Annotated in this window: 9 protein-coding genes; 8 read left to right on the top strand and 1 reads right to left on the bottom strand. The window is 68.1% G+C overall.

The features are described from left to right. Position 1 precedes the first annotated feature (1 nt). A complete protein-coding gene (locus KY501_RS07190; protein WP_224361889.1) occupies positions 2–3,298 on the top strand; it encodes a glycosyltransferase family 4 protein in 3,297 nt (1,098 codons plus the stop codon). A 108-nt stretch (positions 3,299–3,406) separates the two neighbouring features. Next, positions 3,407–7,477 carry a response regulator gene (locus KY501_RS07185; protein WP_224361888.1) on the top strand — a complete coding sequence of 1,357 codons (4,071 nt, stop codon included), beginning with the start codon at positions 3,407–3,409 and terminating at the stop codon, positions 7,475–7,477. A gap of 59 nt (positions 7,478–7,536) precedes the next feature. Here the strand turns inward: KY501_RS07185 and KY501_RS07180 are convergent, their stop codons facing one another. Then, a complete protein-coding gene (locus KY501_RS07180; protein ID WP_224361887.1) occupies positions 7,537–7,752 on the bottom strand; it encodes a hypothetical protein in 216 nt (71 codons plus the stop codon). 191 nt (positions 7,753–7,943) lie between these two features. On the opposite strand from KY501_RS07180, the gene KY501_RS07175 reads away from it, so the two are divergent. From KY501_RS07175 to KY501_RS07150, 6 genes are all read left to right on the top strand, one after another. Then, the gene (locus KY501_RS07175) at positions 7,944–8,885 is read left to right on the top strand and encodes an AAA family ATPase (RefSeq protein ID WP_224361886.1); all 942 of its coding nucleotides are present in this window, start codon (positions 7,944–7,946) and stop codon (positions 8,883–8,885) included. A 132-nt stretch (positions 8,886–9,017) separates the two neighbouring features. After that, positions 9,018–9,965 (top strand): branched-chain amino acid transaminase, encoded by a 948-nt coding sequence (locus tag KY501_RS07170; protein ID WP_224361885.1) that lies wholly within the window; start codon positions 9,018–9,020, stop codon positions 9,963–9,965. A gap of 74 nt (positions 9,966–10,039) precedes the next feature. Further along, a complete protein-coding gene (locus tag KY501_RS07165; protein ID WP_224361884.1) occupies positions 10,040–11,374 on the top strand; it encodes a DUF8689 domain-containing protein in 1,335 nt (444 codons plus the stop codon). Positions 11,375–11,498: 124 nt separating this feature from the next. Further along, positions 11,499–12,332, top strand: coding sequence for a Fic family protein (locus tag KY501_RS07160; RefSeq protein ID WP_224361883.1), 834 nt, complete (start codon positions 11,499–11,501; stop codon positions 12,330–12,332). A 225-nt stretch (positions 12,333–12,557) separates the two neighbouring features. Then, positions 12,558–13,673 (top strand): DHH family phosphoesterase, encoded by a 1,116-nt coding sequence (locus KY501_RS07155; protein ID WP_224361881.1) that lies wholly within the window; start codon positions 12,558–12,560, stop codon positions 13,671–13,673. Further along, a complete protein-coding gene (locus KY501_RS07150; RefSeq protein ID WP_224361880.1) occupies positions 13,670–14,827 on the top strand; it encodes a cysteine desulfurase family protein in 1,158 nt (385 codons plus the stop codon). The genes KY501_RS07155 and KY501_RS07150 overlap by 4 nt, the downstream gene beginning before the upstream one ends.

Genomic DNA, 14,827 nt, shown 5'->3' with positions numbered 1-14,827 from the left:
CTTGAGCGACCTGCCCAGACTCCTGCTGTGCAGCTTCGACGTCATCCCCGGCCCGTCAGGCTCATCACGCCGACTGACCGAGTATCTCAAGGCTTTGCCTGATCGCTTCTCGGTCGTCGTGCTCTCGGCGAAGACGCCGGACCACTCGCACATCGAGAAGTACCAGGGCGCACGCCTGCTCCGAGTGCCCGTGGGCTCGGGAGATCTCGCCTCGCGCATCCAGACCTTCGAGCGCGCGGTGCGCCGCCAGCTGGACAGCGAGGAGTACGCGCTCGCCCACTTCACCGACCCGTTCGGCGGCTACGCCCTGTGCGAGCTCAAGGCCGACTACGGCTACCGCCTCATCTACGAGGCCCAGACGTTCCCCTCGCAGGAGCTGCGCTACACCCACCCCCAGACGGAGGGCGACAAGCGCTTCCTCGCCAGGATCCGGCGCCAGGAGCTGTTCTGCCTGATGAACGCCGACCTGGTCATCACCGGTTCTCAGACCACCCGGACCTACATCCAGACCCTCGGGGCGAGCACGGAGCAGATCCGAGTCATCCGCTCGCCGGTGGATCTGGTGCCGTACACGCCGGACGTGCTCGGAGCGCCGGACGGCCAGCCGATGCGGTTGATGTACCTGGGCAGTCAGGCCGGGTGGCAGGGGCTGCCGATCCTGATGCGGGCCATGGCGCTCGCGATGGAGCAGGGCGCGGAGGTGAAGCTCACCCTGGTGGGCGCGCGTCACCCGGACTGGCAACCGCACCTGGAGGACCTGGCCAAGGAGCTGGGCATCCAGGAGCACGTCGAGTTCCAGGCCCCGGTGGCACATGACGATCTGGTGAAGGTGCTGGCGCTCGGGGACGTGGGCGTCATGCCCCTGGACGACGTGGATCGCAACCGGCTCCAGGGCGGGCCGCTGGCCAAGGTCTCCGAGTACTTCGCCGCAGGCCGTCCAGTGCTCGTGGCGGATCTGCCGGTGACGCGCGAGCTGCTCCCCTCCTCCGCCGTCCTGTTCCACACCGCGGGGGATGCCCGGTCGCTGGCCGACAGCATCGTCGAGCTGGCACAAGACGTTCCCCGGCGCCTGGCGATGGGGCGTGAGGCCCGGGCGTTCGCCGAGCAGGAGCTGGATGCGGGGCTCATCCGCGGCAAGCTCCTGGACATCTATGACGAGCTGCTCGGGAAGCAGACCGTCGTGGGGACTCCGAGCGAGATGCCCGTGCCGACGATGACGGGCACGCCCACCAACCGGCTCTCCCAGATCAAGCCCCCCGAGGGCGGAGGGAGCAGTGGAAAGGGCTCGCGCGGCGGGAAGTCCGAGAAGGGCAAGTCCAAGAAGAAGGCGGCCGCCAAAGAGAAGGAAAAGGAGAAGGAGGATCTGCCCCTGGTGGTGGGGCAGGTGCTGTCGGAGTCCGGGATAGATGACCGCCTCGTGAAGACCGAGCTGGACACGGGCGCCAACGAGCCGCCCGTGGTGATGGGACTGCCGCTGAGGGACGGGACGCCTGCCGGCTCCAAGTCTCGTGACGAGTCCTCGGGTCCAACGCCCATCGTCCGTCCGCCCGCAGGGCTCCGGAGGGACGAGCCCGAGGAACCACCGACGTCGATCGTCACGATGATCCCGCCCAAGCGGGACAATACCCCTCACACGCCGACGCCTATCGTGCGTTCGCCGCAGGGGCCTCCGAACGAGGTGCCTCCCGCGGCCTCCCCGCGCCCGATCATCCCTACGCAAGAAGAGGAGCCGCCGACCCCCACGCCCATCGTTCCCATGAAGTTTCCGGGAGCCAGCCCTTCCAATGGCTCCACGCGCCCGGAACAGGGAGCCACTCGAACGCCGGTGGTGCCTCCTGCTCCGAAGACAGGCACCCGGAGCGCCCTGCAGGAACCCACGCGCGGACAGGAACCCGCCGAGAAGAGCCGGACGCCGAGCCTTCCTCCCCTGACGAGGGCCCCGCCACCCTCGGAAACCCGAGGGCCCCCACCGCGCCTGGATCCCATCGCGGCTCCGAATCCCCAAGCCCCCTCCCCAACGGAGCCAGCGGCGCCTCCGAGCATCCGCGTTCCTCCACCGCCGGAGCCGGTGGCTCTGCCGAGAATCCGCGTTCCTCCACCACCGGAGCCCACGACTCCTCTGCCAGGGCGAACGGTTCCGGCCCCCGAGCCCGTCACACCTCCACCGCCACGCGCCGCTCCGGCTCCAGCGCCCGAGCCCGTCACACCTCCACCGCCACGCACCGCTCCGGCTCCAGCGCCCGAGCCCGTCACACCTCCACCGCCACGCGCCTCTCCGGCTCCTGCGCCCGAGCCCGCCACACCTCCACCGCCACGCGCCTCTCCGGCTCCTGCGCCCGAGCCCGCCACACCTCCACCGCTGCGGTCTTCTCCCGCGCCGGCGCCCGAGCCCGCCACACCTCCGCCCTCCCGAGCGGCCTCTGCGCCGGAGCCTGTGACGCCTCCCAGCGTTCGCACTTCTCCCGCCCCCGAGCCGCAGACACCTGCGAGTTCGCGTCCTCCTCCCTTGGAGCCCGCGACGCCTCCACCCCTGCGCAAGTCACCTCCGCAGGAGAACGCGGGGCCTCCGCCCCTGCGCCCCACTCCCCCGCCCCTGCGGCCCTCCGGAGTCTTCCCGCCCGTGGTGGCCCGTCCCCCGGTGGTGCAAGAGGAGGAACCCGAGGAGCTTTCCGAAGAGGAGGCCCAGGAGATCTCGGAAGAGGCGGCGGTGGACACGACGCCCACCCCGCGCCACGCTCGCCCCACGCAGGAAGAGCCAGAAGAGCTCGACCACGACGAGGTCGAAGAGGCCGACGCCTCAGACGATGATCTGGAGGAGGCCGACGCCTCGGAGGCCGTCGAGGCCTCAGATGATGATCTAGAGGAGGCCGACGCCGCGGAAGCCGTCGACGCCTCGGATGATGATCTGGAGGAAGCCGACGCCGCGGAAGCCGTCGACGCCTCGGATGATGATCTAGAGGAGGCGGACGCCTCGGAGGCCGTCGAGGCCTCGGATGATCCGTCCGAAAAGGCCGCCGACTCCGCCGACCCCATCGGAGGTTCTCCACAGGAGTCCCGAGATATGGCCGTCTCGGCACAGGCTCCCCAGGAGGAGCAACCGGTGGCAGAGCCCCCCCACTCGGCGCTCGATCCCTGGTTTGCCCAGGTGGCGCACGGTTACTGCCCCCCCGAGGGAGCCCAGTTCGCCAGGCATACACCTCCTACCAACTTCCCAGGGAGGGACGAGCCCCCCTCTGATCCCACTCCGGTGCCTCCGTCCCCCCGCGCGCAGGGGTCCACGCGCAGTAAAGGCTCGTAAACCAGCCAACCGAGCACGCCTGGGAAACTTCCCTGCCCCGCGAACGCTGGGTAGGATGGCCCGGATTTCACTGCACTTTTCGCGAGCCATCGCGAATCGAAGGACTTCATGGAGCGTCGGGTCCTCATCGTCGAAAGCCAGAACGAATTCGCCCTCAGCATGGCCACGGTCCTCCGCAGCGCGGGGTATCAGACGGCCATGGCCACCACTGCCTCGGAGGCCCAGCGCGAGATGGAGAAGCGCCGGCCGGACCTGGTGGTGCTGCGTGCCGAGCTGCCGGACCAATCCGGCTTCACCCTTTGCGGCCAGATCAAGAAGGGGAAGTGGGGCCAGAACCTCAAGGTGCTGTTGCTCTCGTCGGACACCGGCGAGGAGGCGCTGAAGAAGCACCGCGAGACGTCCGCCGCCGCGGACGGCTACCTCGTGATCCCGTTCGAGATGGGAGAGCTGGCCTCGCTCAGCTCCACCATCATCCCGCCGGGAAACCTGGAGGATGCGGAAGCCGAGGCCTCGCTGGATGCGTCGCTGTCCGGTAACGCCCCGCCGCGCGAAGCCCCGCCTCCCATGCCGCCGCCTTTGCGGGCCCCGCCTCCCGGTGGGCCTCCCAAGCTGCCCAAGCGTGAGCGCCGCAGCGCCATCACGGACGAGGACCGCACGTTCCTCGACCGCGCCTTCCAGTCCATCGCGGACCGCAAGGCGGAGCTGCTGGCCGAGTCGCGCCAATCCAAGCGCACCCCGCCCAAGCGCGAGCAGATGGGCACGCCCGAGGGCAAGATCCAGGTCCTCCGCGATGAGCTGAAGGTGCGCGAGGCCCAGGTGGCCCGCATCTCGGAGATCTGGAGCGTGCGCGAGCGCGAGCTGGTCTCCGTCGAGGACCGGCTCCACGAGAAGGACGTGGAGCTGCAGGGCCTGAAGATGCAGGTGGACGACCTGCTGCGGCGCTTCAACGAGGCGCAGACGTCCATGCTCCAGAAGGAGCGTGAGCACGGCGCCACGGTGGACGATCTCCTCCTCCAGAAGTTCTCGGCCGAGAAGGACCTCATCGAGGTCGTCGCGGCCAAGGAGAAGGACATCAACGTCCTGAAGAAGGAGGTCAGCAACCGCGACGATGAGCTGTCGCGCCGCGCCTCCGAGCTCGACAACCAGCGCAACGAGTACGACAAGCTCGAGAAGCAGTTCAACACGGCCACGCTGGAGTCCGAGGTCCGCGAGCAGAAGCTCCACGACACCATCCGCGGCAACGAGCAGGAGATCCACCAGCTGCGCCGCCGCGGCGAGGAGCTGGAGGCCACCCTCTCGCAGACGATCGGCGAGCGCGACCTGCGCTACGCGGCGCTGGAAGGCGACATCCAGGGCCTCCAGGAGCGGCTGCAGCAGACCGAGCAGGAGCGCGACACCACCGTTCGCGCCCTGGAGCAGCGCGCCACCTCCGCCGAGGAGCACGGCGCCCAGTCCGACGCGGAGATCGAGCGGCTCAAGGCCCAGGCCGCGGCGCTCGAGTCCCGCCTCAACCAGCAGATCGCCGACCTGGAAGCGGACCTCTCTCGCACCACCGGAGAGCGCGATCAGCTCAAGCTGGACAAGGATGCGCAGGAGCAGGATCTCACCCTGCGCATCGACGAGCGCGACACGAAGATCTCCACCCTCGAGCGCGAGATGGCGGAGACCATCTCCCGCAACGAGCAGCACGAGGCGGAGCTCAACTCCACCATCCAGCAGCACCTGGAGCGCATCGGCGAGCTCGAGGGCGAAGTCGAGGCCGTCAAGGCGCACCTGTCCGACCGCGAGCACGAGCTCACCGGCGAGTTGGAGGCGCTCCACGCCGCCAAGAACGCGCTGGAGACGGATCTCACCGATCGGCTCCAGGCGCTGCAGGCCGCCAAGGACCAGCAGCAGGCCCAGCTCACCGGCCAGCTCCAGGCGCTCAACACCGCCAAGAACGCGCTGGAGGCCAACCTCAACGGCCACATCCAGTCGCTCCAGGCCCACATCCAGTCGCTCGAGCAGACCATCGCCCAGCGCGATGAGTCCATCGAGGGGCTGCGCACGGATGTCGCCGACCGCGACAGCCGGATCTCCAGCATCACCGGCGAGTTGGAGGCCACCACCCAGACGCTCACCGAGACCCAGGGCACCCTGGCTCGGACGGAAGAGGCGCTGGCCAACACCCGGGGCGAGCTGGAGGCCACCACCCAGACGCTCACCGAGACCCAGAGCACGCTGGAGACGACGAAGCAGACCCTCGCCTCCACCATCGCCGTCCGGGACGAACTGGACAGCGAGCTGACCGAGACCAAGGGCACGCTCGAGCAGACCCGGACCGAGCTGTCGCAGACCCAGCAGACGCTCTCCATGCGCGAGGGCGAGCTGGAGGCCTCGCGCGAGGAGATCGAGCGGCTCAACGGCGTGCTCCAGGACACCGAGCAGGCCAAGGCCGCCCTCGAGACGGACCTCACTGGCCAGATCGGCCAGCTGCGCGCCGAGCTCTCCGAGTCCCAGGGCAACTACGAGGCCGAGCGCACCGCCCATCAGAAGCTCGCGGCGGAGACCAGCGCGCAGATCAGCTCGCTCATCGAGGAGCGTGACGGGCTGCGCGGCGAGCTGGATGCGACCATCCAGGAGCTGACCACCACCCAGGGTCAGCTGGCCCAGACGCGCGATGCGCTCGCCAAGGAGCAGACGGCGCACGCGGGCGCGCGGCAGGTGGCGGCCCAGACGAAGGCGGAGCTGGAGGCCCAGCTCACCGACGCACGCGAGCACGGCCAGGATCTGGCCGAGCAGCTGGCCCACACCAAGAACGAGCTGGGCGAGCGCGTGGCGGAAGTCACGCAGATCACCTCCCAGCTGGCGCACACCGAGGACGCCCGGCACCACCTCGAGGACCGCCTCAACGTCCTCACCGAGGAGTCCCAGCGCCGCGAGGAGCTGCTCCAGAACGATCTGGCCGGCAAGAGCAAGGAGCTGTCCGACACGCTCCGCAAGCTCACCACCGTCACCCAGGAGAAGCAGCGCCAGGCCGAGGCCCTCACCCGCGACGTCAACGCGAAGACGGAGCAGATCAAGGCCCTCGAGGCGAAGCTGGCGCAGCAGACCGCCGACTCCCGCCGCCAGGCCGAGACGCTCCAGCAGCAGGTGAACACCCTCAATGGTGACCTGGAGGGCGCCCGCAAGGAGATCGCCGGACGGGACGACCAGCTGCGCCAGGCCGGCAACGCCCAGGCCAAGCTCACCGCCGATCGCGACGGGCTGGCCAACCAGCTCCAGCAGGCGGAGAACCGGCTGCAGCAGCAGACCCAGGCCGCCGCCGCCGAACGCAGCGAAGCCAAGCGCGCCTCGGACGATCTCGCCAAGAAGCTCGCCGCCGCCGAGGCCCGCATCGCCCAGCTCACCCAGGACGGCCAGCAGCGCACCGCGGACGCCGAGGCGAAGCTCAAGGAAGGCCAGAACCAGCTCACCACCCGCGCCCGGAAGATCCAGGAACTGGAGCTGGCGCTGGAGAACGCCGCCAGCGCCAAGAGCCGCGCGGAGAAGGACCTCAACGCCAAGGTCTCCGCCGCCGAGGCCAAGGCCACCGAAGCCGCGACCAAGCTCGCCGCCGCCCAGCGCGAGCGCAAGGAGCTGGAGGCCAAGCAGCTCAAGGAGATCGAGGAGCTCAACGGCAAGCAGAAGGCGGAGCTGGAGCGCCGCGACAGCATCAAGGCCCAGGAAGTGGCCCGCCTGCAGCAGTCCGTGCAGGAGAAGAGCAAGGCCCTCAAGGTCGCCGAGCTCGAACTGGCCCGCTACAAGAGCAAGGCCCCTGGCGCCACCGCGGCTCCGGCCGCCGGAAAGCCGGCACCTGCCGCCGCCAAACCGGCAGCAGTCGCGGACGACGACGATGCCGCCGTGAAGACCCAGGTCGGCCCGGCGGCGGCTCCGGCCCCCGCTCCGGCTGCGGCCCCAGCTCCCGCCCGCCCTGCTCCGGGCCGAGCCTCGAGCGCTGGCCGTCCCGCCGCGGGCGCTGCACCCGCTGCGAAGAAGGCGCCTCCCGCTCCGGTCCAGCAGGCCGCCCCGGCGCCCGCGCCAGTACCGGCCGCGGAGTTCGAGGATCCGGCGGATCGCACCGTCATGGTGCCCCTGTCGTCGATGAAGAAGGAGGAGGATGACTGGACTTCGCTCGTGGATGAGCTCGACAAGTCCTGATCGTCACCGAGGGGAGCGCGGTCCTTTCGGGGGCCGCGCTCAACCCGAACTTCAGCTGCTCAGAAGGCTGCGCGAGCCTCGCGCACCAGATCCCGGAAGTGCAACGACGCCAGCACGTCCTTGAAGAAGGACACCTCGCGGCCGTTGGCCTCTGCCTGCGCCTCCCGCCACCGCGACCAGAGCGTCCGCGCCGCCACGTAGGCCAGCACCACGGGGAAGCTCCCCGGCGTCAACAGCACCACCAACGCCAGCACCATCCTGAACCACACCCACATGACAGCGCACCTCAGATTGAAGCGGAATGCGCTGAAGTGATGCACGAGGCGTGCCCCGGTTGCGCAAAATATTTCCACCTGTATTTCCAACGGGTTGGAAGTAAGGCGGCCTGCCACCAAGGCGGGAGAACGTGCGGAACTCTGGCATTTTTGCCGCAGTGTGGAGAATCTCCTCGGTTAAGTTTCCGGGTGTGAGCCCCCCTTCCCCGCCGTCCCCACCCCGTTCCTTCACCAGCGTGGAGGACGCGGCGACCCGCCTGGAGCAGGTGGGATACCTGTCCTCTCCTGAGATCGCCACGGCCTGTTTCCTGGCGGACCGGATGGACAAACCCATCCTCGTGGAGGGCCCGGCGGGCGTGGGCAAGACGGAGCTGTCCAAGGCGCTAGCACAGGCGCTGGACCGCGAGTTCATCCGGCTCCAGTGCTACGAGGGCCTGGACGAAGCCAAGGCGCTCTACGAATGGGAGTACGCCAAGCAGCTGCTCTACACGCAGCTCCTCAAGGACAAGATCGGCGAGATGGTGGAGGGCACCCGCTCGCTGACGGAGGCGGCGGACCGGCTGGCTTCGGGGGACGCGGTCTTCTTCTCCGAGCGCTTCCTGCTGCCTCGCCCGATCCTCAAGGCCCAGCTCTCCGAGCGCCCCGCGGTGCTCCTGGTGGACGAGATCGACAAGGCGGATCCGGAGTTCGAGGCCTTCCTGCTCGAGGTGCTCTCGGACAATGCGGTGACGATTCCGGAGTTGGGCACCTTCAAGGCCCGGCACGTGCCTCGGGTGATCCTCACCTCGAACAACGCGCGCGAGCTGTCGGACGCACTCAAGCGGCGCTGCCTCCACCTGCACATCGACTTCCCGGATCGCGAGCGTGAGCTGCGCATCGTCCGCTCCCGCCTGCCCCACGTGGCCCAGACCCTGGCCGAGCAGGTGATCGAGGCCGTGGCCGCCATCCGCAAGCTGGACCTCAAGAAGGCCCCGTCCATCAGCGAGACGCTCGACTGGGCGCAGAGCCTGGCCCTGCTGAACGCCGAGGCGCTCACGGCGGACCTGGTGGCCTCCACGCTGAACCTGGTCCTCAAGTACGAGGGCGACATCGAGAAGGCGAAGGCCAACCTCCCCCAGATCGCCCAGGCGTGAAGTCCGGAAGACCGTGGAATCCGCCGAGCGCTGTTCCGGCCCCGCCCGGAGCATTCACGCTTTGACGGATCGCACGGCATGTGAAAGAAGGCCCCGGCCGGTGTCCCCCCCTCCGCGAATCAAGGATCGCTCATGAGCTCCACCTCGTCCGCAGTGCTGCGTGCAGACCAGATCTGGATCGATGGAAAGTTCGTGAAGTGGGACGAAGGCCAGATGCACGTGATGACCCACGCGCTGCACTACGGCCTGGGCGTCTTCGAGGGCATCCGCGCCTACCGCACCCATGATGGGCGCCTGGCGGTGTTCCGGCTCCGGGAGCACATCCAGCGGCTGATGGACTCGGCCCACATCTGCCTGATGAAGATGCCGTACACGGCCGATCAGCTCGAGGAGGCCTGCCTGGAGCTGCTGCGCAAGCAGCGAGACCTGTTCGCCAACGGCGCCTACCTGCGGCCCATCGCCTTCATGGGAGACGGAGCCATGGGCCTGGGCGCGGTGAACCCCACCCGCGTATCCATCACCGCCTGGGATTGGGGCGCCTACCTGGGCGAGAAGGGCATCAAGGAGGGCATCCGCGCCAAGGTCAGCTCCTTCACCCGCATGCACGTGAACGTCAACATGGTGCGCGGGAAGATCTCCGGCCAGTACGTCAACTCCATCCTCGCCAAGCGCGAGGCGGTGCTCGGCGGCTACGACGAGGCCATCCTCCTGGACATCAGCGGCTTCGTCGCCGAGGCCTCCGGCGAGAACATCTTCATGGTGAACAAGAAGGGCGTGATCAAGACGCCGCCCCTCTCTTCCCCCATCCTGGACGGCATCACCCGCGACACGGTGCTCCGGCTGCTGCGCGACAGCGGGCGCTATGTGGAGGAAGTCACGTTCACCCGTGACGCGCTCTACATCGGCAACGAGATCTTCTTCACCGGCACCGCCGCCGAGATCACCCCGGTGCGCGAGGTGGACAATCGCCAGATCGGCGAGGGCAAGCCCGGCCCCATCACCCAGTTCGTCCAGGAGACGTACTTCCGCGTCGTCCGCGGGCAGGAGCCGCGTTACGCGGAGTGGCTCACCTACGTCTGACCGCTGCCTCGCTCCCCGGCCCGGAGTGACGCAGTGCACCCTCGGATCGAGGGATTGAGGTAGAACATCCCCGAATGCCTCCGCCCGGTTATCAGGACGACAACCCGTTCAATCTCGAGAACCCGTCCATCCTCGACATCGCTCCGCCGGAGCCGAAGTCGCTGGAGGAGACGGGGCTCAAGATGGGCCTGTTGTCCGACATCGCCCTGAAGTTCCTCTATTACTCGGGCACCGGCACGGGCATGGAGATCGCCGACGAGCTGCGCCTGCCCTGGCCCGGCGTCATCGAGCGCGTGGTGGACTTCCTGGCCAGCGAGAAGCTGGTGGATCTGCGCGGCGGCAAGGGCTTCGGCCGCGCCTCGGTGGAGTTCGTCCTCACCGAGAAGGGCCGCGAGTACGCCCGCGACGCCCTCACCCGCACCACCTACGTGGGCCCCGCCCCGGTGCCCATCGAGCAGTACAACGCCCTCATCACCCAGCAGATCGAGGAGAACCCCGTCGTCAGCCGGGATGATCTGCTGATGGGCCTGTCCCACCTCACCGTCACCGAGGATCTGCTCGACAAGCTGGGCCCCGCGGTCAACTCGGGCCGCTCGCTGTTCCTCTACGGGCCCCCGGGCAACGGCAAGACGAGCCTGGCCGAGGCCATCTCGCGCATGTTCGGCGGCGAGGCCTACGTCCCCTACTGCATCGAGATCGACAACCAGATCATCAAGGTCTTCGACAACCTGAACCACACCCCCGTCCCGCTGGAGATCGGCCGCGACTCCACCGGGCGCCGGCAGACCTTCGAGATGGACAACCGCTGGCTGCTCTGCCGAAGGCCCGCGGTCGTCGTTGGTGGTGAGCTCACGCTGGAGACGCTGGATCTCATCTACTCGGAGACCGCCCGCTTCTACGAGGCCCCGTTCCAGATCAAGGCCAACGGCGGCATGCTCCTCATCGACGACTTCGGCCGCCAGAAGGTCCACCCCACGGACCTGCTCAACCGGTGGATCGTCCCCCTCGAGAAGCGCATCGACTTCCTCACCCTCCATACCGGTAAAAAGTTCGAGATCCCTTTCGAACAGCTCCTGGTTTTCTCCACCAACCTGGATCCGAAGGAACTCGTGGACGAGGCCTTCCTCCGTCGCATCAAGTACAAGATCGAGGTGAAGAACCCGGATGAGGGAACCTTCCGGGAAATCTTCGAGAGAGTGTGCGAGGCGGCGGGAATTCCGTACGTTGACCAGGCGGTGACGTACCTCTTCGAGGCGTATTACAAACCGCGCAACATGCAGCTGCGCGCCTGCCACCCGCGCGATCTGGTGGCTCTCATCAAGGACGCCGCGCGCTACCGGCAGATGCCCCCCGCACTGTCCAAGGAACTGCTCGACCAGGCATGCGAGGTCTTCCTCGTTGATCTGTAGAGCAGGGTTTTGTTTGTCCCAACCGCGCGGAATTTCTAGAATCCCCGTCGGGTTTCAATCGCTGGCCGACTGCCTGACCCAGCCTTGAAGTCACAGGAAGCGGGCACGAAGGAGCCGCAGGTCCGTGAAGGAACGCTACCAAGAGATCGACGAGAAGAACGAGGCGCTGCGCGACTACCTCGACATCTTCAAGGACAAATCGCGCGACTTCCTGGACCGCTTCGAGATGTCGTGGATCTACCACGACGCCGCGCTCGAGGGCGTCGTGTACACGCAGCAGGAGCTCACCGCTGCGCTGTATCCAGGACGGGTGGCGGCCGAGGCCTCGATGATGCCGGTGGTGCTGGAGGTGCGTCAGCACAAGGCCGTCTGCGACTACATTCGCGAAGAGGCCAACGCCAGCAAGAAGAACGCGCAGATCACGCTGACGCAGATCAAGCGGATGCACGATCTGTTCATCGGGAACACGCCCGAGGCCATGGCGGCGCGCGCGGCCACCGAGCGGCGTGAGCGCACCGAGAAGGAGCTGGCCAAGGAGCGCGAGCGCGCGGGCTTCCGCAAGGACATGCCCCTGCACCGCACGTACTTCCACGACATCTCCCAGCCGGCGAAGATCCAGCCCGCGCTGGAGAAGCTCGTGGACTACACGGCGAGCGCCGAGTTCCGCGAGTTCCATCCCATCAAGCAGGCGGCCACGGTGCAGCACATGTTCCTGCAGATCTTCCCCTTCACCGAGCACAGCGGGAAGGTGGGCAGGATGTGCACGAACCTGATCCTGCTGCGCAACGGCTACATGCCGGCGGTCATCCACTCGATCGATCGGCAGAAGTACTACGAGTCCTTCCGCGGCCCCGTGGCGGGCTTCCGCACGCTGCTGATGGACGCGATCGAGAACTCGCTCGACAACGGCGTGAAGTACTTCAAGGACCTGAACCGGCGCTACAAGGCCATCAACTAGCGCCGCCGCGCAGCTCGGGGGCTCGAGACCTCCAGCACTTCACGAAGAACGCGCGATCAAACGGTGGACAAGAGGGCAATCAGGCGTGTGCCCTTTTGGTGCCTCGTGAATGATCCGCGGTTCGTCAACACCATTGGAGTACTGGAGACATCGTTTCCGGGGCGTTATGGGGAGGCCTTCCGGCTTCTCGAATCCCTGCGCCGGAGACGGTAAAAGAAGAGACCCATGCCTGGCACAACGCCCGCCAACACCCGCCGCTCCCCACCTCTCGGGGAGAGTGCGGAACCCCCGTCACCGCGGATCGCGCAGTTGCCCGCTCGGGACAAGCTGGAGCGGCTGCTGCGTGTGGCCCGGGGGAGGAAGAGGGCGCTCATCCTCACCCACGACAATCCGGATCCCGACTCCCTGGCGGCTGCTGTCACCCTGGCACACATCCTGGAGCGCCGTGCGGGAATGGAAGCCCGGGTAGGCTACGGTGGCATCATCGGGCGGGCCGAGAACATCGCGTTCGTGAGGGTGCTGCGGCTGCCGGTGTCGCACGTCTCACAGATCGACTTCGACACGTACGATCTCTTCGGGCTGGTGGATACGCAGCCGCCGGTGGGCAACCACTCGCTGCCGGCGCGGCTCCGCGCGGACATCGTGATCGATCACCACCCCGTGCGAGAGGAGAGCCTGCAGGCGCCGTTCGCGGACGTGGGCGGAGACTTCGGGGCCACGTCGACGATGGTGGTGGAGTACCTGCGAGCGGCGCGACTGGAGCCGTCGGTGGAAGTGGCCACCGCGCTGTTCTACGGCATCAAGGCGGACACGCGGGATCTGGGCCGGGAGACGACCCAGACGGACGTGGACAGCTACCTGTGGCTCTTCCCGCGCTGTGACAAACATCTGCTGGGACAGATCGAGCACCCGGAGCTGCCGGCGCGCTACTTCCAGCTGCACCACACGGCCATCGAGAAGGCGAAGGTGTACGGCACCGCGATCGTCACGGATCTGGAGGAGGTCTACTCCCCGGACATGGTGGCGGAGGTGGCCGAGCGGATGATGTTCCTCGAGGGGATGAAGTGGTCGCTGGCGTACGCGACGTACCGCAACCAGCTCTACGTGTCCCTGCGAGTGAAGGATCGCCGGATGAACGCGGGCCGGCTGATCCGGGAGATCTGCGCGGACTACGGAGGCTCCTCGGGAGGCCACGGCAGCATGGCGGGAGCGCGGATGCCCCTGTCGGGGCGAGCCAACCAGCGCCGGACGCTCAAGCGTGAGCTGGTGGGCCGATTTCTGGAGGCGTTCGGCGTAGCGGATGAGCGGCCCGTCTCGCTGCTGGCCGCGCAAGACGAGTGATCTACTGGGACTACAACGCGGCCGCACCGCTGCGCCCGGAAGTCGCGCAGGCGCTGGCCCGGGCCTTCACGGCTGGCGGTTTCGGGAACCCCTCGAGCGTGCATCAGATCGGGCGTGAGGCCCGAGGGCGGTTGGACTCGGCACGGGCGCGCGTGGCGCGGGTGCTGGGCTGCGAACCGAAGGAAGTGTGCTTCACCAGCTCTGGCTCCGAGGCGGATGCCCTGGCGCTCAAGGGCGCCTTCCTGGCGCGTCCGGATTCAAGCCGTCGCCGCATCGTCACCTCCACCATCGAGCACCCAGCGACGCTGACCGCGCTCAAGCAGTTGGAGCGGCAAGGCGCGGAGGTGGTGCGGCTGAAGCCCGAGGCGAACGGCCGCATGCGAGCCGAGGCACTGCTGGACGCGCTCACTCCGGCCACGGCGCTGTGCTCGCTGATGTGGGCCAACAACGAGACGGGCGTCGTGCAGCCGGCGGCGGAGGTAGCGCGAGCCTGCCGCCAGCGAGGCATCCTCTTCCACACGGACGCGGTCCAGGTCGCGGGGAAGGTGCCGCTGAGCCTGCGCGAGGTGGACGCGGACCTGTTGGCGCTCTCCGCGCACAAGTTCGGTGGGCCCGCGGGCGCAGGGATGCTGGTGGTGCGCAAGGGCGTGGACGTCGAGGCGCTCACACCCGGGCACCAGGAGGGAGGACGCCGCTCTGGGACACAGAACGTGCCCTATGCGGAGGCACTCGCCCTGGCACTGGAACTGGCCGCAGCGGAACAGGAGGCCACCGCCTCCCGGCTGACCGCGCTGCGCGACGCCTTCGAGCGCGAGGTGCTCGCGCACATCCCCGACGTCACCGTGAATGGCGGGGGCGCGCCACGGGTGCCCAACACCAGCAACCTCCACTTCCATGGCGCGGACGGTGAGGCGCTGCTCATCGCTTTGGATCTGGCGGGCATCTGCGCCTCCTCGGGAGCGGCGTGCGCGTCGGGCACCCTGACGCCCTCGCACGTGCTGCTCGCCATGGGGCTCACGCCGGCCCAGGCGCACGGCTCGCTGCGGTTCTCGCTCGGCCCCAACACCACCGAGGCCGAGGTGGAGCGCGTGGTGGAAGTGCTCCGGACCCACGTGCCTCGTGCGCGGGAACTCGCGGCTCAGGATCTCGCGTAG

Source organism: Hyalangium versicolor, assembly GCF_020103695.1.
Lineage (GTDB): Bacteria > Myxococcota > Myxococcia > Myxococcales > Myxococcaceae > Hyalangium > Hyalangium versicolor.
Note: the sequence above shows the minus strand (reverse complement) of the source record. Positions and strands in the feature narration are given on the sequence as shown.

Bases quoted from the DNA above. Each gene is read 5' to 3' on its own strand.
- KY501_RS07185 (WP_224361888.1), top strand. From the start codon at position 3,407: ATGGAGCGTCGGGTCCTCATCGTCGAAAGCCAGAACGAATTCGCCCTC.
- KY501_RS07180 (WP_224361887.1), bottom strand. From the start codon at position 7,752: ATGTGGGTGTGGTTCAGGATGGTGCTGGCGTTGGTGGTGCTGTTGACG.
- KY501_RS07170 (WP_224361885.1), top strand. From the start codon at position 9,018: ATGAGCTCCACCTCGTCCGCAGTGCTGCGTGCAGACCAGATCTGGATC.
- KY501_RS07165 (WP_224361884.1), top strand. From the start codon at position 10,040: ATGCCTCCGCCCGGTTATCAGGACGACAACCCGTTCAATCTCGAGAAC.
- KY501_RS07155 (WP_224361881.1), top strand. From the start codon at position 12,558: ATGCCTGGCACAACGCCCGCCAACACCCGCCGCTCCCCACCTCTCGGG.